This window comes from Brevibacterium sp. NPDC049920, assembly GCF_040656435.1.
Lineage (GTDB): Bacteria > Actinomycetota > Actinomycetes > Actinomycetales > Brevibacteriaceae > Brevibacterium > Brevibacterium pityocampae.
This window is the reverse complement of sequence record NZ_JBFAMF010000012.1, coordinates 31,958-51,989: the sequence shown is the minus strand read 5'-3', so window position 1 is coordinate 51,989 and position 20,032 is coordinate 31,958. Positions and strand designations below refer to the sequence as shown.

Below are 20,032 nucleotides of genomic sequence, written 5' to 3'. Positions count from 1 at the left end.
GGAAGGGACTCCGATGTCCTCCATGTCCAACCGTCGTCCTCGCCGCTCGCTCCGTCGCGGAGCCGCCGGCATCTCACTCGCACTGGCGGTCGCGCTGGCCCCCGGCGCCGTGCCCACCATCCTCATGGCCCCCGCGTCCGCCGCCGTCAGCGCCGACGGGCAGACCCAGATCGGTGTGCCGGAGTACCGTGCGGCCGGCAACGATATGGTCGACAAGCTCTATGCCGGCGCCGACGCCGGAGTCCCGCGCCCCGGGAACATGGACATCTGGCCCACCGACGACATCAACCAGAGCCTCAACATCCAGACCCAGTCGAACCAGCAGTCCTGCGCCGTGACGATGATGGGCCAGTCCCAGGGCTTCCCCATGCGGGCCGACGGCGTCTACGCCGATGTTTACCGCAATTTCGCGCAGACGACTCCGCTGGTCACGCGCAACTTCTACGATCAGCGTCCGCACTTCGACAACGGCTACATGCTCACCCGCCCCGCCACGGATGCCGATTCGGAGGACAGCCTCACCACCTCCGGTCGCGTGCAGGTCACCAGCGCCGATGCCGGTTACCTCACCCTCGCCATGGACGGCTGGGGCAACAAGATCGGCGTCTCCTCGCCGAACAACATCATGCAGCACTCCCGCCTGCGCCTGGCGACCAAGGAGCCGATCGAGAACTTCCGACTCGTCCTCCGGATGGACAAGCACGCGAAGGTCGACACGCGCATCACCACCATGGGCAACTGGAACGGCTGGTGGGCGCCGGGCTACACGCAGGCTCCCTCCAGCAACTTCACCATCACCTACGAGACCGATGCGGACGGCCTCACCTACGCCGTCATCGAAGCCGACGAGGTGCCGGCCGAGTCGTGGGCCACCGTCACCTTCCGCGGCGAGGTCCTCGCAGATGACTTCGCCGAGGGCGGCCAGCTCTACTCGTGGTCGGCCGCGACTGCGGACTTCTCCACCCTCCAGTGCGAGGCGCCGCTGCCCCAGTGGGACAAGCAGACCGTGCGCCCGGGCGACTCGGTGACCGTCGAGAACACCGGGGACGCCATCCCGCAGGGCACTCAGCCGGATGCGACCACCGCCGTCGCGACCCCGCCCGAAGGCTGGGGCGAGATCGCGATCGACGCCGAGACCGGAGTGCTCACCGCCGAGGTCCCCGGCGACGCGGCCCCCGGCGACTACACCTTCCCCGTCGAGATGACCTACGGCGACGGCACCACGAAGACCGTCGAGGTCACCATCACCGTGCTCCCGATGCCGACCTACGAGGACACCACCGTCCAGCAGGGCGAGGAGAAGACCGTCCCCGTACCCGTCGACCAGAGCGGTGAGCCGCTGCCCGAGGGCACGGAGTTCGCCCCCGGTGAGGGCGGCCCGGACTGGGCGACCGTGAACGAGGACGGCACCATCACTGTCAATCCCGGATACGACGTCCCCGAGGGCGAGTACACCGTGCCCGTCGTCGTCACCCGCCCCGACGGCTCGACCGAGAACGTCGAGGCGAAGGTCACCGTGGAGAACCCGAACGATCCGGCCTACGAGACCGAGACGGTCGATCAGGGTGAGACGGTCACCGTCCCCGCGCCGACGAACCCGGACGGCTCGTCACTGCCGGAGGGCTCGGAGTTCGCTCCGGGTGACGACGTGCCGGACTGGGTGACGGTGAATGAGGACGGCACGCTGACCGTGTCCCCGGGCACGGAGGTGACCCCGGGCGGGCACACCTTCCCGGTGGTTGTGACCTACCCGGACGGCTCGGAGGAGACGATCCAGGTCACGGTGGTCGTCAACAACCCGAACGATCCGGCCTACGAGACCGGCATCGTCGATCAGGGTGAGACGATCACCATCCCGACCCCGGAGAACCCGGACGGCTCCGCGCTGCCCGAGGGCACCGAGTTCGCCCCCGGCGAGGACGTGCCGGACTGGGTGACGGTGAACGAGGACGGCACGCTGACCGTGTCCCCGGGCGCGAATGTGACCCCGGGCGGGCACACCTTCCCGGTGGTTGTGACCTACCCGGACGGAACCTCCGAGACGATCGACGTCACGGTGGTCGTCAACAACCCGAACGATCCGGCTTTCGAGACCGGCATCGTCGATCAGGGCGAGACGATCACGATCCCGGCCCCGACCAACCCGGACGGATCCGCGCTGCCCGAGGGCTCCGAGTTCGCCCCGGGTGACGACACGCCGGACTGGGTGACGGTGAATGAGGACGGCACGTTGACCGTGTCCCCGGGTGCCGATGTGACCCCGGGCGGGCACACCTTCCCGATCGTCGTGACCTACCCGGACGGCTCGGAGGAGACGATCCAGGTCACCGTGGTCGTCAACAACCCGAACGATCCGGCCTACGAGACCGGCATCGTCGATCAGGGCGAGACGATCACCATCCCGACCCCGACCAACCCGGACGGATCCGCGCTGCCCGGAGGCTCTGAGTACGCCCCGGGTGACGACACGCCGGACTGGGTGACGGTGAATGAGGACGGCACGCTGACTGTGTCCCCGGGCGCCGATGTGACCCCGGGCGGGCACACCTTCCCCGTCGTGGTGACCTACCCGGACGGAACCTCCGAGACGATCCAGGTCACCGTGGTCGTCAACAACCCGAACACTCCGATCTACGAGGACGGCGAGGTCGACCAGGGTGAGACGATCACCATCCCGACCCCGGAGAACCCGGACGGCTCACCGCTGCCCGAGGGCACCGAGTTCGCCCCCGGCGACGACACGCCGGACTGGGTCACGGTGAACGAGGACGGCACGATCACGGTGTCCCCGGATGAGTCGGTGACCCCGGGTGACCACACCTTCCCGGTCGTGGTGACCTACCCGGACGGCTCCGAGGAGACGGTCGACGTCACTGTCACCGTGAACAACCCGAACGATCCGGTCTACGAGAACGGTGAGGTCGAGCAGGGTGAGACGATCACCATCCCGACCCCGACCAACCCGGACGGCTCACCGCTGCCCGAGGGCACCGAGTTCGCCCCCGGCGACGACACGCCGGACTGGGTCACGGTGAACGAGGACGGCACGCTGACCGTGTCCCCGGGCACCGACGTGGAGCCCGGCGAACACACCTTCCCGGTCGTCGTGACCTACCCGGACGGCTCCTCCGAGACCATCGAGGTCACCGTCACGGTCACCGAACCCGGCGACAACGGCACCGGACCCGGTGACGACGACAACGGCTCCGACGACTCGAACCCGGGCGACGGCCCCTCGGACGAGCCCGGCCCCAAGCCCGGTGACGACGGCGACGACGCGCCGAACCAGGACCCGGGTGACCGGGACCAGGGTGACCGGGACGACAGTCCGCTGCCGCGCACCGGAGTCGACGTCGCTGCGACGATCGCCGCCGCGGTGCTCCTGCTCGGACTCGGCGCGGGCCTGATCCTGCGCGCCCGCCGCCGCAGCTGACACCCGGCTCGCCGGAAACCCGGCGGACCCGACACCGCGCCCGCGCCGACACCACGTCGGCGCGGGCGCGGTCCGTTGCGGCCGCCGGGCCCGGTGGACCCTGTGAACCGCGCGCCGGGCACCCAGCGCCCGGATCCCTCCCGCCTCCGCCGGACGAAGTCCGAGATCTCGGACATTCCGTTCTGCGGGGGCGCTGTCGTCCGCACGCGGGTGCGCGACACTGAGGTGTGCGGGTCGAGGAGGATCCGCACCCGTCGACCCGACAGGAGGCGCCCGTGACCCTGCTCATCACCGCGATCCCGGAACTCGTGACGAACGATCCCGAGGCGCCCGACCTCCTCGGCGTCATCGAAGACGCGGCCCTGCTCGTCGAGGACGGCACCGTCGCCTGGGTCGGCCCCGAATCCGAGCTCCCCGCCGAGGTGCGCGCCCGGGCGCAGGAGACCGTGGAGGCCCGCGGCGCCGTGATCCCCGGCTTCGTCGACAGCCACAACCACCTCGTGTTCGCCGGCGACCGCTCCGCGGAGTTCGCCGCCCGGATGGCCGGCGAGTCCTACTCCGCCGGCGGCATCCGCACCACCGTCGCCGCCACCCGCGCCGCCTCCGAGGCCGAGCTCGAGGCCAACCTCGTCCACCTCGTGGAGCAGGCCGAGCGCTCCGGCACCACGACCTTCGAGATCAAGACCGGCTACGGCCTCACCACCGCCGACGAGATCCGCGGCCTCGAGATCATCCGCCGCCACACCGACGAGGCGACCCTGCTCGCCGCCCACGTCGTCCCGCCCGAGTTCGCCGACGACCCCGACGGCTACGTCGACCTCGTGATCGAGGAGATCATCCCCGCCGCGGCCGGCCTCGCGAAGTGGATCGACGTGTTCTGCGAGGAGGGCGCCTTCACCGAGGAGCAGACCGCACGCATCCTCGACGCCGGCGTCGCCCACGGGATGCACCCGCGGCTCCACGCCAACCAGCTCACCGCCGGCGGGGCGCTGCAGCTCGCCGCCGCCCATCGGTGCGCCTCGGCCGACCACGCGACCTTCGCCTCGGACGAGGACCTCGCGGCGCTGGCCGCCGCGGGCACCGTCGTCACCCTGCTGCCCGGCGTCGAGTTCTCCACCCGCCAGCCCTACCCGGACGCCCGCCGGTACCTCGCCGCCGGGGTCACGCTCGCGATCGCGAGCGACTGCAACCCCGGCTCGTGCTTCACGAGCAGCATCCCGTTCTGCATCGCACTCGCCGTGCGCGACATGCACTTCACCGTCGAGCAGGCCGTCTGGGCCGCCACCGCCGGAGGTGCGGCCGCCCTCGAACGCACCGACGTCGGCCGCCTCACCCCCGGGTCCCGGGCCGACCTGAGCATCCTCGACGCCCCGTCCTACCGCCACCTCGCCTACCGGCCCGGCGTGCAGCTCATCGCCGAGGTGCACCGCGCCGGTGAGCGGATCGCCGGCTCCCCGGTGAAGAACTCAGTTGAAAGGGCCACCCGATGACGCAGAATCCCGTCGACCTCGACCCGGACGGCCTGACCTTCGCGCAGGTCGTCGCCGTCGCCCGCCATGACGCGCCGGTCCGCGTGCCCGAGCAGGTGCGCGCGGCCGTCGCGGAGTCCCGCCGCGCGATCGAGGCGCTCGCCGACGCCCCGCGCCCCGTCTACGGGGTGTCCACCGGATTCGGCGCGCTCGCCCAGCGCCACATCCCCGCCGCCCTGCGCACCCAGCTCCAGAAATCCCTCATCCGCTCCCACGCGGCAGGCGTGGGCGACCCGGTGGAGCGCGAGGTCGTCCGAGCGCTCATGCTCCTGCGCGCCCGCACGCTCGCCACCGGGCGCACCGGGGTGCGCACCGAGGTGCTCGACACCTACGTCGCGATCCTCAACGCCGGCATCACCCCCGTCGTCCACGAGTACGGCTCGCTCGGCTGCTCGGGCGACCTCGCGCCGCTGTCGGCGTGTGCACTCGCCGCGATGGGCGAGGGCCCGGTGACGGTGCGGGACGCCGACGGCACGGAGCGCCGGACCACCGCCGCCGAGGCGCTCGCCGCCGCCGGCATCACCCCCGTCGTGCTCGCGGAGAAGGAGGGCCTCGCCCTCGTCAACGGCACCGACGGCATGCTCGGGATGCTCATCCTCGCGCTGTTCGACCTCGAGAACCTCCTCACCGCCGCCGACCTCACCGCCGCGATGAGCGTCGAGGCCCAGTACGGCACCGACCGGGTGTTCATGCCCGACCTCCACACCCCGCTGCGCCCGCACGAGGGGCAGGCGGCGAGCGCGGCGAACATGCTCACCGCGCTCGCGGACTCCGGGATCGTCGCCGGCCACAAGGACTCCACCCACCTCGTGCAGGACGCGTACTCGCTGCGCTGCTCCCCGCAGGTCACCGGGGCCGCCCGCGACACCGCAGCCTTCGCCGCGCAGACCGCCGCCCGCGAGCTCCGCGCCGCGATCGACAACCCCGTGGTGCTGCCCGACGGCGCCGTGTCCTCCAACGGCAACTTCCACGGCGCTCCGCTCGCCCACGCGCTCGACTTCCTCGCGATCGTCGCCGCCGACGTCGCATCGATCGCCGAGCGCCGCACCGACCGGTTCATGGACGTCGCCCGCAACCAGGGCCTGCCGCCGTTCCTCGCCGGGGACGCCGGGGTGGACTCCGGGCTGATGATCGCCCACTACACGCAGGCGGCGATCGTCAGCGAGATGAAGCGGCAGGCGACCCCGGCCTCCGTCGACTCGATCCCGTCCTCGGCGATGCAGGAGGACCACGTGTCGATGGGGTGGACGGCCGCCCGCAAGCTCCGCACCTCGGTGGTCAACCTCGCCCGAGTGCTCGGCATCGAGTACTACACCGCCGCCCGCGCGATCGACCTCCGCGCCGAGGCGCCCGGCCCGGTCACCGGCGCCCTCCTCGCCGAGCTGCGCCACGAGGTGCCCGGCCCCGGACCGGACCGCTTCCTGTCCCCGGAGCTCGCCGAGGCGATCGAGCGGGTGGCCGACGGGCGCGCCGTCGCGGCCGCGGAGACCGCGACCTCGCTCACGCATACGCTGGTGGACATCGACGGGACGGTGCTCGACGGCCGGACCGTCCCGACGGACTGAACCGAGCCGCCCGGCCGACGGGGGCCGGTGACCGGTCCGGCCTGCCGGTGGGATGATCGGCGGGCCGCACCGACGACGAGACGAGGAGCCCCATGCCCGAGGTGCCGGCCCTGCGACGATCCGTCGCGATCCTCCGCCACCTGGCCGGGTCCAACCGGCCGGTGAGCGCCGGGGCGCTCGTGCGCGCCCTCGAACTGCCGCGCTCGAGCGTCTACGAGCTGCTCGCCGTGCTCGAGGAGCTCGGCCTCGTCACGAAGTCCTCCACCGGCTACCTGCTCGGCGCCGGAGTGTCCGAGCTCGGCAGCGCCTACATGCGGACCAACCCGCTGCAGCGGATGGCGCAGCCGATCGTCCGCGAGCTCGCGGAGCAGACCGGCGCGACAGCCCAGCTCGCGGTGCTCCGGGGCTGGGAGACGGTGTACCTCGTCAAGGAGCAGGCGGTGCGCTCCGCGGCGGTCATCACCGCGACCGGGGTGCGCATGCCCGCCTACCTCACCGCCACCGGCCGGGCGATCATGTCCGCGCTGTCCGGACGCGAGGTCCTCGCCCTCCTCAGCGGCGAGGACGCGTTCGTCAACCGCACCGGGCGCGGGCCCACCTCGCTGCGGCAGCTCAACGAGCTCCTGCGCCGCACCCGGGAGCTCGGATACGCGGTGGAGCGCGGCGAGATCAGCACGGAGATCACCACCGTCGCCGCCCCGGTGTTCGACGTCCTCGACCGGCCGATCGCCGCCGTCGGTCTGTCGGTGCGCGCGGAGGAACCCGGAAGGCCGGGGGATACCGGAGGAGCGGGAGACACCGGAGAACCGCGGCGCACCGGGGGAGCGGACGGCCCGGCCGGGTCCGGTGGCGCGCGCACCGACGGCCGGGGCGCCTCGGTCGCGGAGATCGACATCGCCGGCGACATCGCCCCGCACGTCGTCCACGCAGCCGGCCGGCTCACTGCCAAGTTGCGCTGAGGCCGCCAAGCTGCGCTGAAGCCGACGGGCTGCGCTCAGTTCGCCAAGCTGCGCTGAGGCCGGCGGGCGGCGCTGAAAAGCCGGCGGGCCGTGCGGTGAGAACTCGGCCGCCGCGGCCCTGAGACCGACCTGAGCCCGCGCCTCGTCTTCGATAGGGTGGCGGGACCCTGACGAGGAGGAGCTCCCGGTGACAGACCCCCCCAACGCCCCCGCCGCATCCGCCGCCGCGGCACCCACGATCCACGCGAACCCGGAGGCCCGATCCTGGCGCACCGAGCACGCGCCGGAGGTCATCGACTTCCACCGCTCGATCCCCGGCTACGCCCCCACCCGGCTGATCGAGGTGCCCGCGCTCGCCACCGAGCTCGGCATCGCGCGCGTGCTCGTCAAGGAGGAGTCCGCCCGCTTCGGACTGCCCGCGTTCAAGATCCTCGGCGCCTCCTACGCCGCCTGCCGTGCGCTGTCCGCCCACCTCGGCTCACCCGAGGCCGCTCTGCCGATGGACGAGCTCCGCACCCGGCTCGCCGAGCGGGCGCCCATCGAGCTCGTCGCCGCCACCGACGGCAACCACGGCCGCGCCGTCGCCCACACCGCCCGGCTGCTCGGGCTGCCCGCGCATATCTTCCTCCCGGCCGACATCACCGCCGAGGCGAAGGCCGGGATCCGAGAGGAGGGTGCGGACGTCGACGAGCTCAGCGCCCCCTATGACGCGATCGTCGCCGCCGCGGCCGAGTACACCGACGCCGGGGAGGCCGCCGGTGAGGAGCGGCTGCTCATCCAGGACACCTCGTGGGAGGGCTACGAGGAGATCCCCCAGTGGATCGTCGACGGCTATTCGACGCTCCTGGTCGAGGCCGAGCAGCAGCTCGCCGAACAGGGGATCGAACGGGTCGACCTCGTGGCGATGCCGGTGGGCGTGGGCTCCTTCGCCGAGGCCGTCGTCCGCCGCTGCCGGACCGCCGACGGTGGGCTGCTCTCAGGCGGGACCGCTGCCGACACCCGTCGAGAGGTCAGTTCCCTTCGGAATCCCGCGGAGAACCGCAGCGAAGTGACCACTCGAGCGGAGGAGGCGCCTGTGCCGAGCGTGCTCAGCGTGGAGCCGACCGCCGCGCCGGGCCTCATCGCCTCGCTCGCGGCCGGTGAGCTCACCGCCGTGCCGACCGGGGCGACGATCATGGCCGGCCTCAACTGCGGCACCCCGTCCGCCGCGGCCTGGCCGGTGCTCCGCGCCGGGGTCGACGCCGCGGTCACCGTCGACGACGCCCAGGCTGCTCAGGCCGTCCGCGACCTCGAGGCGCACGGCGTCGACTCCGGGCCCTGCGGCGCCTCGACCCTGGCCGGGGTGCGCGCCTGGGCTGCCGAGCATCCGCTGCCCGCCGATGCCACCGTGCTGCTGCTGAGCACCGAGAGCCGCCGCGCGAATCCGCTCCCGGCAGGGATGGGAGGAGCGGTGCCGTGCCGCCACTGACCGGTGACCCACAGCCGGCCGGCGGCCCTCAACCCGGCGTCAGCCCGCAGCTGACCGGCACCGTGGAGCGGGTGCGCACCGGGGCCGTCACCGTCCAGCACTGGTCGGGCCGCGAGATCTCCACCGGTGCCCGCAAGACCCCGCACCCGGGTCCCGTGGTGCTCGGAGCGCTCGGCCTGAGAGGCGACGCGCAGGGCAACACGAAGGTCCACGGCGGTCCCGACAAAGCCGTGTGCTGCTACCCCGCGGAGCACTACCCGCGCTGGGCCGCCGATGGGATCGCGATCGGGGAGGACGGCTTCTTCGAGAACCTCACGGTGTCCGGTCTGCCGGAGGATGCGGTGCACCTCGGCGATGTCTTCGCCCTCGGCACCGCGCGCGTCCAGGTCACCCAGCCGCGCCGGCCCTGCACCACGGTGTCCGCACGCTGGGGCGATCGCGAGCTGCCGCGCCTCATGCAGTCCACCGGCCGCTGCGGCTACTACCTGCGGGTCCTCGAACCCGGTGCGGTGGGTCCCGGGGATGCGATGGTGCTGGAGGAGCGGCTGCCGGATTCGGTGTCCGTCGCCGAGGTCAACCGTGTGATGAACGTCGACCGGACCGACCGGAAGGGCATCGAAGGTCTCCTCGCCTCGCGCGAGCTCCCGGAGAAGTGGCGCACCCAGCTCACCCGGCGGCTGCACACCGGCACGGCCGAGGACGACTCCACCCGCCTCGGCGACTGACCCCCCGCCCACTCCGGGCCGCCCGTCTCGGCGACTGACCCCCCGCCCACTCCGGGGCCGTCCCTGCCGCCCGACGGCGGCCGTCTCCACCGCCCTGCCCCAGATGCAAGTGTTTCTCGAGATGACAACTGAACATCGCTCGTGCGTGGGCACTGGAGGTGGGATTCGATCGTGTCCTGCAGAAACACTCGTATCCGCGATCCGCGTGCGCGTTGCCGCCCGGCAGGGTGCAAGACGCCCTGCCGCGTAGAGTGGGGGCATGGCTCGGCAGTATTGGACGGAGGCCGCGCATCGCGGCGCATGGCGCGAGGTGCCCGAACCCCACGTGCCCGACCCCGCCGGCACTGCTGCCGCCGACCCCGCCTCCACCGATGCTTCCGCCGCCTGGCTGCGGGTGCGGACCACCGCCTCGGCGATCTCGAAGGGCACGGAGACCCTCGTCCACACCGGCTCCGTTCCGGACGCAGTCGCCGCGCTCATGCGTGCTCCGCACCAGCTCGGCGACTTCCCGTTCCCCGTGTCCTACGGCTACCTCGCCGTCGGAGTCGTCGACGAGGGTCCCGCGGAGTGGCTCGGCGCGCGCGTGTTCGGACTGCTGCCCCACCACAGCCACCATCTCGTCACCGCCGAGGACGTCCACCGGATCCCCGACGGCGTGAGCGACCGGCGTGCGCTGCTCGCCGGAGCGGCGGAGACCGGCATCAACATCCTGTGGCAGGAGCCGCCGCGCCTCGCGGACCGGGTCGCGGTCGTCGGCGCCGGGATGATCGGCGCCGCCACCGCGCTGCTCGCCGCGCAGATGCCGCTCGCCCGGCTCGAGGTCGTCGAGACCAACCCCGAGCGTCGCCGCCTGCTCACCGGGCTCGGCCTCACCGCCGTCCACTCCGACGAGGCGAGCGGCGACTGCGACATCGTCATCCACACCTCCGGCTCCGAGGCGGGACTCGCCCGGGCGCTCGCGCTCACCGGCGACGACGGCACGGTGGTCGAGGCCTCGTGGTACGGCACCCGCAGCCCGGCCGTGCCGCTCGGCGCGGACTTCCATGCCCGCCGGCTGTCGATCGTCGCGAGCCAGGTCGGGCAGGTCGCCGCCGGCCGCCGGCTGCGCCGCACCCGGGTGGAGCGGATGCGCGCCGCGCTCGCCGCCCTGGCCGACGAGCGGTTCGACGCACTCCTCACCGGCACCTCGCCGTGGCACGCGCTGCCGCAGGTGATGGAGGAGATCAGCGGGGACACCGCGCTCGCCGCCGCGACCCTCTGTCACGTCATCGACCACACCGCCCCGGAGCCGGAGGCGCCGACGGAGTCCGGCACCGCCCCGCACCCCGGCACCCCCCCCGGAGGCCGACACTGCCCCGCAGCCCGGCACCGACCCGGGAGCCCGCGACCGCCACTGATCCGGACCCACTGACCCCCGCACCCACTGAACCCCGCAGAGAGGACACCGGATGTTCAGCCTCACCGTGAACGACCACGTGATGATCGCCCACAGCCTGCCCGACGAGTTCTTCGGCCCCGCCCAGGGCGTCCACGGGGCGACCCTCACCGTGGACGCGACTTTCACCCGCGCCGAGCTCGACGCCCACTCCGTCGTCCTCGACATCGGGTATGCCTCACAGCTCCTCGACGAGGCGCTCGCCCCGCTGCGCTACGCGAACCTCGACACCCATCCCGACTTCGCCGGCCGCCTCTCCACCACCGAGGTCGTCGCCCGCTACATCGGCGACCGGCTGGCCGCGGGGCTGGCCGAGCAGCCCGACATCGGCATCACCGTGAGCATCGTCGAGAACCCCCGGGCGAGCGTGTCCTACACCGTGCCCGGCCGCACGTGACCGTTCACCTCCTCGAACCTGCGCTCGGCCGCGTGAGCGGCGGCCTGCGCTACAACGCGGCCATCGCCGAGGCGGCCGCGCCGCAGATCCTCCGGCACACCGTGCCCGGCGCCTGGCCCGAGCCCACCCCGGGGGACACCGCCGTGCTCGCCGGGATCGTCCGCGGGCTCGACGGGCCGGTGATCCTCGACGGCCTCATCGGCTGCAGCCTGCCGACGCCGCTCTCCGGCCCGATCGTGCAGCTCGTCCACGCCCCGCTCGGCAGGGCCGCCCCCACCGCGGGTCCCACGTCCGACTCCACCGCTGGCCCCGGCATCGCCCCCACCGCCGGCCCCACGGCCGACTCCACCGCCGCCGGCCCCGGCACCGACCCCAGTGGCGACCCCAGCCACGTCCCCACGGCACGCGACCGCGAGCGCGCCGCGCTCGAATCCGCCGCGGCCGTGGTCACGACGAGCCGCTTCGCCGCCCGTGAGCTGGCCGAGCTCTACGGGGTGCGGGCGCACGCGATCCCGCCGGGCGCCGCACCTCGGCCGGTCTCCGCCGGAGGCGACGGCGGAGATCTCATCTGCGTCGCCTCGATCGAGGAGAACAAGAACCAGCTCCTCCTCGCCGAGGCACTTGCCGCCCTCGCCGCGTCCGGCACCACCGCCTGGCACGCGACCTTCGCCGGGCCTATCACCGACCCCGCCTACGGCGCCCGACTGCGCGCCGCCCTCGCCGCACTGCCTGCCGGCAGCGTCGAGCTGCCCGGCGAGCTCGACGAGCCCGCCCTCGCGGACCTCTACCATGCGTCCGACCTGCTCCTCCTGCCCTCGCGCCGCGAGGCCTTCGGGATGGTCGTGAGCGAGGCGGCCGCTGCCGGGATCCCCGCGTTCGTCACCGCCGGCACTGGCTCCGAGGAGGCACTCGCCGCCGGCCGCGCGCTCCCTCCCGAACCGGCCGCCTGGGCCGACGCGCTGCGCGACTGGCTCACCGACCCCGCCCACCGTGCGGCCCTCCGCCAGGAGGCGCTGCAGCGCCGCGCAGGCCTGCCGACCTGGGACGATGCCGCCGCTGAGCTCCTCGACCTGGTGCAGGGCCTGCGATGAGCACGTCGCCCTCACCCACCACCATGACCCCGAGCGAAGGACGCCGATGACCGCCGCCGACCACGACTGGCTCGACCTGCGAGCCCCCTTCGACGACGCCGCCCGCGAGCACTCGCTCGCCCTCCTCGACCAGGCCGTCGAGGCGCTCGCCGGCACCGCGGAGGCGGAGCCGCTCACCGTCATCGACATCGGCGCCGGCACCGGGAACTCCGCCCGCTGGTTCGACCGCGCCCTGCGCCCCCGGCTGCCCGGGCGGGAGCTGCGCTGGATCCTCCTCGACGCGGACGCCGCATCGCTCCGGGTCGCCTCCCGCTCGATGCCCGACGCGACCACGGCGACCGCCCCGATCACCGAACTGCCCGCCATCGCCGCCGAGCACCTGCCCGGGGCCACCGCCGCCCATGAGTCCGACGGCGCCGCCGCTGAGCACGCGCCGGGTCCGCCGGCCCCCGCCCGCCTGCTCATCACCTGCAGCGCGGTGCTCGACGTCCTCGCCCCGGCCGATGTCGAGGCGGTCGTCGACACGCTCACCCGGTTCTCCGGCCTCGGGCTGTTCCTGCTGAGCATCACCGAGCACTGGCCCCTCGATCCGCCGGACCGGCGCGACGCGCTCATCGAGCACGCCTTCTCCGAGCACCAGGCGCGCGAGGGCCGGCTCGGCGATGCCGGCGGGGCCGTGCTCGCAGCCGCCGCGCGCCGCGCCGGAGCCCGCGTGATGACGGGCGACAGCCCCTGGGACCTGCAGGGACCGCGCGATCGCGAGTTCCTCACCCGTTTCCTCTCCGAACGCATCGACGCGGTCATCGAAGAGGATCCGGAGCTGCGCCCGATCGCCGCGGCCTGGCTCGCCGACAGGCTCGAGCAGGCCGGGACGGATCTCCGCGTCGCCGTCGAGCACCTCGACGTCCTCGTCGACGCCCGCGGCTGAGAAGCCGGTGTGCGCAGCGACCCCGAGGTGCCCAGCGGGTCCGAGGTTCCCGCCGGACCCGGGGTGCGCAGTGAACCCGAGGCGCTCAACGGATCCCGTGTGCCCAGCAGGACTTCCTGGCTGCGGCGGGTGCTCATGCTCGCCGTCACCGCAGTTCTCCTCGTGCTCACCGCGCGGCTCGTCGGCACCGAGGCGCTCCTCGCCGGCTGGGACGTCCTCACCCCGACGACCATCGCCGCGGCGCTCGGCTGCGGGCTCCTCGTCACGCTCGCACAGGCACTGCGCTGGACGCTGCTCGCCCGGGAGAAGGGCATCCCCATGCGGTATGCGCGGGCCGTGGCGGACTGCTGGTCCTCGAGCCTGGGGAACATGGTGCTGCCCGGCGGCATCGCCGGTGACGCGGCGCGGGTGGCGGTCTACCGCGGTGCCGGCGACCGGCGCTGGTGGTCGCCGGCGGCCGCGCTCGGAGCGGAGCGGCTGACCTCGACGACCCTGCTCCTCTCCCTCTCCGCCGTGATCCTCGCCGGCATCTCAGCTCGGTTGGCGGTGATCGCCGGAGCGGTCGCGGTCCTCGCGCTGGCCGCCGCGCTCGCCTGCATGCGCGGGATGGCCGCACGCACCGCGGTGCTCGTGTGGGGTGCGGCCGCGGTGGGCGTCGGCGCGCTGCTGGGCCTCTATCTCATCGGGATGGCGGTGCTCGGCGGACCGGTGGCGCCGAGCGCGGCAGCGGTGGGGCTCGCCTCGATGAGCGTGCCGCTGGGAGTCGGCGGTTGGGGAGTGCGGGAGATCAGCGTCGGCGTCCTCGCCGGCGAGCTCGCGGTGACGGCTGAGTGGGCGGTCACCGCGGCGACCGCCTTCGGGCTGCTCGCGACGACCTCCACCCTCCCGGGCGCGGTGGCCCTCCTGCCCGCAGCCCTCAGGCGCCGTCGGACGGGCGCGCCGGCCGTTCGGCCGAGTGTGCCTGCGCCGCATCGCTGAGGACGAACTCGGTGCACACGTCCTCGCCGAAGGTGTAGCGGCGGAACGGGGTGCGCATCGCCTGGGCCATGACGGGCGAACCGTGGAACCGGATCCCGGGCACCCCGTCGCCGATCAGCACCGGGGCGGAGGTGAGGAAGATCCGGTCGAGGACCCCGGCGGCGAGGAAGTCCGAGACGGTGCGGCCCCCGCCTTCGACGAGGATCGAACCGGCCACCCGCTTCCGGACGAGCGCGATCACCGCCGCCGGGTCGACGGGCTCGCCGTCCGCGGAGTGCGGGAGGCGCGCGACCTCGACGTGATCTCCGATCCCGGCGGGCACCTCGACGTCGGGGCCGACGAGCCACAGGGTCGGGGCGTCGGGGGAGCGGAGCACGGCGCTCCCGGCGGGGATGCGCGCGTGCGGGTCGAGGAGCACCCGCAGCGGGTTCGTCCCGGCGACAGCGCGGACGGTGAGCTGCGGGTCGTCGGCGACGACGGTGCCGGCCCCGACGACGACGGCGTCGACGGCCGCCCGCAGCCGGTGGAGGTGGGCGCGGTCGGCCTCGCCGGACACGAACTCCGCGTCCCCGCCGCGTGCGGCGATGAACCCGTCGGCGCTCTGCGCGAGCTGCGCGACGACCTCGCTGTGCGCGGCGAGCGTGGCGTAGACCGGCAGGTTCTCCGCGTCGTCGCCCACCGGCTGCCCGGACAGGGAGTCGTGGCGCATGCGGCTGCGCTTGGTCTGCAGATAGCGGACGTTCTCCGGCCGGTCGGGCACCTGGAGAGCCAGGCGCTCCGGCACCTCGACGCCGAGCCGGGCGAGCGCCTCGGCCTTGGTCGGGTTCGAGGACAGGAGCCGGATCCGCGGGCATCCGAGCTCGTGGAGGATCGCAGCCGCCGCCCGGTAGTCGCGGGCGTCATCGGGCAGGCCGAGCGCGCGGTTGGCGTCGACGGTGTCGAGCCCGTCGTCCTGGAGCGCATAGGCGCGGAGTTTCGCGGCGAGCCCGATGCCGCGGCCCTCGTGGCCGCGCAGGTAGAGGAGGATCCCGGTGCCGGCGGCGGCGATCGCCTGGAGAGCGGCCTCGAGCTGGTCGCCGCAGTCGCAGCGGTGCGAGCCGAGCGCGTCGCCGGTCAGGCACTCGCTGTGGAGGCGGACGAGCGGCGCCTCGACGGTACCCGGGTCGCCGCGGTACATCGCCACGTGCGTGACGCCCTCACTCGTGTAGGCGCGGGTGGTGAACACACCGTGGGCGGTGGGCAGGGATGTCTCCGCTTCGAGGACGAGCGCGGGCAGGTCGTTCCGCGTCGCGCTCGGGCTCGCGTTCGGCCCGTCGTCGGGCAGGGGCAGTGAGGACATGATCACAGTCTACGGGGGTCTCGCGGCTCGGGTGCCGACAAGGTGCCTGGGCTTTCTGCGCCGTGCCGCTCGAGCCACATGATGTCCCGGCCGAACGACCAGCCGAGAGCCGTCAGCGCCGCCCCCGCGCACAGCACGCCGAGGATCGGGAACGCGAGCGCGGGTGGGGAGCCGGCCGCGAGCAGGAGGACACCCTGGGACGCGGCGACGACCTTGCGGGCGCGAGACGGTGGGAGCGGTCGCCGCCACGCCGGGCGGAGCAGGGTGACCCCGCGGAACCCGTAGAACAGGAGACCGGGGAGCGCGCACCACCAGCCCCACAGCGGGACGAGGCCGAGTGCCAGGACGAGGACGACGAGGGCGTCGACGGACTCGTCGTAGGCGGCACCGGCGTCGGTGCAGCCGGGATCGCTCGAGCGGGCGTTCCGGGCCACCTTCCCGTCGACCGCATCGAGGACGAGCCCGAGCGCGGCGATCGTGACCGCCGCCCACCCGAATCCGGTGCCGCCCACGATCAGGGCGGTGAAGACGAGGAGGAGGCCGAGGCGGACGGTGGTGATGTCGTCGGCCCGGCCCCACGGCTCGCTGCGGGCGAGGCTGCATCCGGCACCGATCGCGGCGAGGAGCACCGCGAGCCCGACCACGAGCGGGGTGGGACGGAGGACGGCCGCGGTGACGAGCGCGAGGGTGAGAATGCCGAGCGGGAGCATGCGCGTGCGGGTCCGGGTCCGGGCAGCGCCGACCGGGGGCTGCGCGTGACCGACCGGGAATCGCCCGGCACGGGCAGAGCCGCTCACCACGCGTCGTCGCCGCCCTCGAGCTCGGCGGCCATGGAGGTGAGGAACTCGATGACGACCGCGCGCTGCTCGGGGGTGAGGCGGGCGGCGGCGTCGAACCGGCGGGCCTGCTGCCGGCCCACGGTCTCCACCGCGGTGTGCCGGGTCTCCGGGGCGATGCGGATGGCGAGCGCACGGCGGTCGCTCGGATGCGGGGAGCGGGTGATGTGCCCGGCCCGTTCGAGGCGGTCGAGGAGCTTCGTCGTCGAGGCGCTCGACACGTGGAGGTGCGCGGCGATGGCTCCCGGGGTGGCGACGGTGTCGCGGTTCTCGCACACGATGAGGAAGTGGAGGGCGCGCATGTCGTTGCGGCCAAGCTTCATGTAGTCGAGCGAGGCCTCCATGAGCCGGTTCTCCGCATCACGCAGGTTCCCCATGGCCTGCATCACCGCGCTGATCTGGGCGAGGTCGTCCTCGGACACGCGACTGCGGTCGACGAGCCGGCTGTCCGGGTCGTTCGAGGCGATGTCGTAGACGTGCGCCGAACGCGTCTCCGGACGCGCTGATCCGGCCTCGGCGAGCGAGGCGGCAGCGGGGCGATCCGGCGCGGTCATCCCGTCATGATATCCCCGTTGATCTCATGCTAGGTTTATTGTTTGCCAGGCTAGGTAAATTATCCGGAAGGTCTCCCCACATGGCGACTCGCGTGCCTCGTTGGCTGCGCATCATGCTCCCTGCCGTCCTCATCGTCCTGTGGGTGGCCGGTGCTGGCCTCGGCGGGCCGTACTTCGGCAAGGTCGAGGAGGTGTCGTCGAACGACCAGACGACCTTCCTCCCCGAATCCTCGGACGCCACCCAGGTGCAGGAGCGGCTGAGCGAGTTCACCGGCAGCGACGCGATCCCCGCGGTCGTCGTGTTCGTCGGGGACTCCGAGCTCTCCGACTCCCAGCTCGAGTCGATCCAGGACGCCGTCGACGGTGCGACCTCCGTCACCGGGGTGGCCGACGATGTGTCTCCGGCGATCCCCTCCGACGACGGGCTCGCCGCCCAGGCCTTCGTGCCGATCGACGAGAGCGCGGACGTCGGCGAGGTGATCCCCGAGCTCGGGGATGAACTCCGCGCCGAGGTGGGCGACGGCATCACCGTCTACGTCACCGGGCCGGCCGGATTCACCGCAGATCTCTCCGCCGGCTTCGCCGGGATCGACGGCCTGCTGCTCGCGGTGGCGCTCATCGCGGTGTTCGTCATCCTCGTCATCGTCTACCGGTCGCTCCTGCTGCCGATCATCGTGCTCTCGACGTCGATGTTCGCGCTCTGCGTCGCGCTCCTCACCGTGTGGTGGCTCGCGTACTACGACGTCATCCTGCTCAGCGGACAGACGCAGGGCATCCTCTTCATCCTCGTCATCGGCGCGGCCACGGACTACTCGCTGCTCTACGTCGCGCGATTCCGCGAGGCGCTGCGCGCGGAGCGGAGCACGTGGGCGGCGACGTGGACGGCGATCCGCGGGTCGATCGAGCCGATCCTCGCCTCGGGGAGCACCGTCATCGCCGGCCTCCTGTGCCTGCTGCTGAGCGATCTCAAATCCAACAGCACACTCGGCCCGGTCGCCGCGATCGGCATCGTGTTCGCGATGCTGTCCGCGCTGACCTTCCTGCCCGCGATGCTCTACGCCTGCGGTCGCGCGGCGTTCTGGCCCAAGCGGCCCCACTACGACCCCTCCGCGGTCGAGGCCGAGCACGGGATGCCGCGGAAGGGAATCTGGGCGCACGCTGCCCGCACCGTGGCCAAGCGGCCGCGCGCCATCTGGATCGCGACGACGATCGTGCTCGCGATCGGCGCGGCCTTCGTCCCGCAGCTCAAGGCCGACGGCGTGCCGCAGTCCGACCTCGTCCTCGGGGAGTCGGAGGCGCGCAACGGGCAGAACGCGCTCGGCGAGCACTTCCCGGGCGGCTCCGGTTCGCCGGTCTACGTCATCGTCCCCGAGGACGAGATGCCCGACGCGGCACGCATCCTCAGCGACAACGAGGACATCGACGGGGTCAGCGTGACCGCCGCCGATTCCCCGGCAGGCACCGTGCCCCTCAATGCGGACGGAGAGATCGAGCTGCCCCAGGGTGCCGGGCCCCCTCCGGGTGTCGCCGACGGCGCTGCGGCTCCGGAAGGGTCGGGTGCTCCCGGCGGTGCGGGTGCTTCGGAAGGTGCCGGCGGCGGCCAGGGCGGTGCGCCGGAGGGAGCTCCCGAAGGTGCCGGGGCTCCGGAAGGTGCTGGCGATGGCCAGGGCGGAGCGCCGGAAGGTGCGGGTGCTCCGGAGGGCGCTCCCGAAGGTGCGGGTGCACCGGGCGGGGCCGGCGCCTCGGCTGTGGACCCGGCGGACTTCGAGCCGACCGTGCTCGAGGGCCAGGTGCTCCTCCAGGCGACGCTGACGCAGGCGGCGGACTCCGCGGCGGCCTCCGACACCGTGCGCGAGCTGCGCGACGAGCTCCACGAGCTGCCGGGCGAGGTGCTCGTCGGAGGCGTGACCGCGACGTCGATCGATACGAACGACGCCGCGATCCACGACCGGAACCTCATCATCCCGATCGTGCTCGTCGTCATCATGTTCATCCTCATGCTGCTGCTGCGCTCGATCCTCGCTCCGGTGCTGCTCATCATCACCACGGTGCTGTCCTTCGGCACGGCGATGGGCGTGTCCGCGCTCGTGTTCAACGGGATCTTCGACTTCCCGGGCGCAGACCCCGCCGTCCCGCTCTACGGATTCGTGTTCCTCGTGGCGCTCGGCATCGACTACAACATCTTCCTCATGACCCGGGTGCGGGAGGAGTCGCTCGTCCACGGCACACACGCCGGTGTGCTGCGCGGATTGGCGGTCACCGGCGGCGTCATCACCTCGGCGGGAGTGGTGCTCGCCGCGACCTTCGCAGCCCTCGCAGTCATCCCGATCCTGTTCCTCGTCCAGCTCGCGTTCATCGTCGCGTTCGGCGTGCTCCTCGACACCTTCGTCGTCCGCACTCTCCTCGTGCCTGCGCTCACCTACGACATCGGCAAGAAGGTCTGGTGGCCCTCGAAGCTCGGGAGGTTCGACGGTCCGAAGGGCGCGGCCGAGGCCGCGATCCGCGGGGAGTCCGACGGCACGGATGGTGGCTCACCGGGCTCGGGAGGTTACGGCTCGGGCGGGACGGGCTCGGGTTCCGGTGGCTCAGGCTCAGGTGGCTCGAGCGCCTCGGACCGGGATTCCTCCGGTTCGGGCAGCTACCGCCAGGGGAAGAAGACCTACCTTCTCACGAGCGGGGACTAGCTCCACGGGGCGGGGACGACTCCCGGCCCGCACCCCTTCGAGTGGTGGTGTTGGGGGGGAAGCAGGGGCGCGATTGGCCGGAGCACAAGACGACGCCGGCGGGACGTTGCA

Annotated in this window: 15 protein-coding genes; 12 read left to right on the top strand and 3 right to left on the bottom strand. The window is 73.0% G+C overall.

The features are described from left to right. Positions 1-13 precede the first annotated feature (13 nt). From AB0I45_RS11965 to AB0I45_RS11915, 11 genes are all read left to right on the top strand, one after another. Positions 14-3,433 carry a Rib/alpha-like domain-containing protein gene (locus AB0I45_RS11965; protein WP_345031469.1) on the top strand — a complete coding sequence of 1,140 codons (3,420 nt, stop codon included), beginning with the start codon at positions 14-16 and terminating at the stop codon, positions 3,431-3,433. 275 nt (positions 3,434-3,708) lie between these two features. Further along, the gene (gene hutI / locus AB0I45_RS11960; RefSeq protein ID WP_345031471.1) at positions 3,709-4,923 is read left to right on the top strand and encodes an imidazolonepropionase; all 1,215 of its coding nucleotides are present in this window, start codon (positions 3,709-3,711) and stop codon (positions 4,921-4,923) included. Further along, the gene (gene hutH, locus AB0I45_RS11955) at positions 4,920-6,527 is read left to right on the top strand and encodes a histidine ammonia-lyase (protein ID WP_345031473.1); all 1,608 of its coding nucleotides are present in this window, start codon (positions 4,920-4,922) and stop codon (positions 6,525-6,527) included. The genes hutI and hutH overlap by 4 nt, the downstream gene beginning before the upstream one ends. A gap of 92 nt (positions 6,528-6,619) precedes the next feature. Next, positions 6,620-7,486, top strand: coding sequence for an IclR family transcriptional regulator (locus AB0I45_RS11950; protein ID WP_295690621.1), 867 nt, complete (start codon positions 6,620-6,622; stop codon positions 7,484-7,486). Between the two features lie 187 nt (positions 7,487-7,673). Beyond that, positions 7,674-8,954, top strand: coding sequence for a pyridoxal-phosphate dependent enzyme (locus tag AB0I45_RS11945; RefSeq protein ID WP_345031477.1), 1,281 nt, complete (start codon positions 7,674-7,676; stop codon positions 8,952-8,954). Beyond that, on the top strand, positions 8,942-9,679 hold the full coding sequence (locus tag AB0I45_RS11940) for an MOSC domain-containing protein (RefSeq protein WP_345031478.1): 738 nt from the start codon (positions 8,942-8,944) through the stop codon (positions 9,677-9,679). The genes AB0I45_RS11945 and AB0I45_RS11940 overlap by 13 nt, the downstream gene beginning before the upstream one ends. Positions 9,680-9,938: 259 nt before the next feature. Then, on the top strand, positions 9,939-11,090 hold the full coding sequence (locus tag AB0I45_RS11935) for a zinc-binding alcohol dehydrogenase (protein ID WP_345031481.1): 1,152 nt from the start codon (positions 9,939-9,941) through the stop codon (positions 11,088-11,090). A 37-nt stretch (positions 11,091-11,127) separates the two neighbouring features. Next, the gene (locus AB0I45_RS11930) at positions 11,128-11,511 is read left to right on the top strand and encodes a 6-carboxytetrahydropterin synthase (RefSeq protein WP_247618539.1); all 384 of its coding nucleotides are present in this window, start codon (positions 11,128-11,130) and stop codon (positions 11,509-11,511) included. Continuing rightward, positions 11,508-12,602: a glycosyltransferase family 4 protein gene (locus AB0I45_RS11925; protein WP_345031484.1), complete on the top strand. Its 1,095-nt coding sequence runs from the start codon at positions 11,508-11,510 to the stop codon at positions 12,600-12,602. The genes AB0I45_RS11930 and AB0I45_RS11925 overlap by 4 nt, the downstream gene beginning before the upstream one ends. Before the next feature lie 46 nt (positions 12,603-12,648). Further along, a complete protein-coding gene (locus AB0I45_RS11920) occupies positions 12,649-13,530 on the top strand; it encodes a hypothetical protein (RefSeq protein WP_247618537.1) in 882 nt (293 codons plus the stop codon). A gap of 99 nt (positions 13,531-13,629) precedes the next feature. Then, positions 13,630-14,508 (top strand): lysylphosphatidylglycerol synthase domain-containing protein, encoded by an 879-nt coding sequence (locus AB0I45_RS11915; protein ID WP_345031488.1) that lies wholly within the window; start codon positions 13,630-13,632, stop codon positions 14,506-14,508. On the opposite strand, the gene ribA is transcribed toward AB0I45_RS11915, so the two are convergent. The 3 genes from ribA to AB0I45_RS11900 all read right to left on the bottom strand — a co-directional run bounded on the left by ribA (position 14,447) and on the right by AB0I45_RS11900 (position 17,237). Further along, entirely contained in the window at positions 14,447-15,847 is a 1,401-nt protein-coding gene (gene ribA, locus AB0I45_RS11910) for a GTP cyclohydrolase II RibA (protein WP_345031491.1), read from the bottom strand. The two genes, AB0I45_RS11915 and ribA, sit on opposite strands and share 62 nt — an antisense overlap. 2 nt (positions 15,848-15,849) lie before the next feature. Continuing rightward, entirely contained in the window at positions 15,850-16,557 is a 708-nt protein-coding gene (locus AB0I45_RS11905) for a CDP-alcohol phosphatidyltransferase family protein (protein WP_345031494.1), read from the bottom strand. An 83-nt stretch (positions 16,558-16,640) separates the two neighbouring features. Beyond that, positions 16,641-17,237: a MarR family transcriptional regulator gene (locus AB0I45_RS11900; RefSeq protein WP_345031497.1), complete on the bottom strand. Its 597-nt coding sequence runs from the start codon at positions 17,235-17,237 to the stop codon at positions 16,641-16,643. 113 nt (positions 17,238-17,350) lie between these two features. Between AB0I45_RS11900 and AB0I45_RS11895 the strand changes: the two genes are divergently transcribed. Beyond that, the gene (locus AB0I45_RS11895; protein ID WP_345031500.1) at positions 17,351-19,921 is read left to right on the top strand and encodes an MMPL family transporter; all 2,571 of its coding nucleotides are present in this window, start codon (positions 17,351-17,353) and stop codon (positions 19,919-19,921) included. Positions 19,922-20,032: the final 111 nt, after the last annotated feature.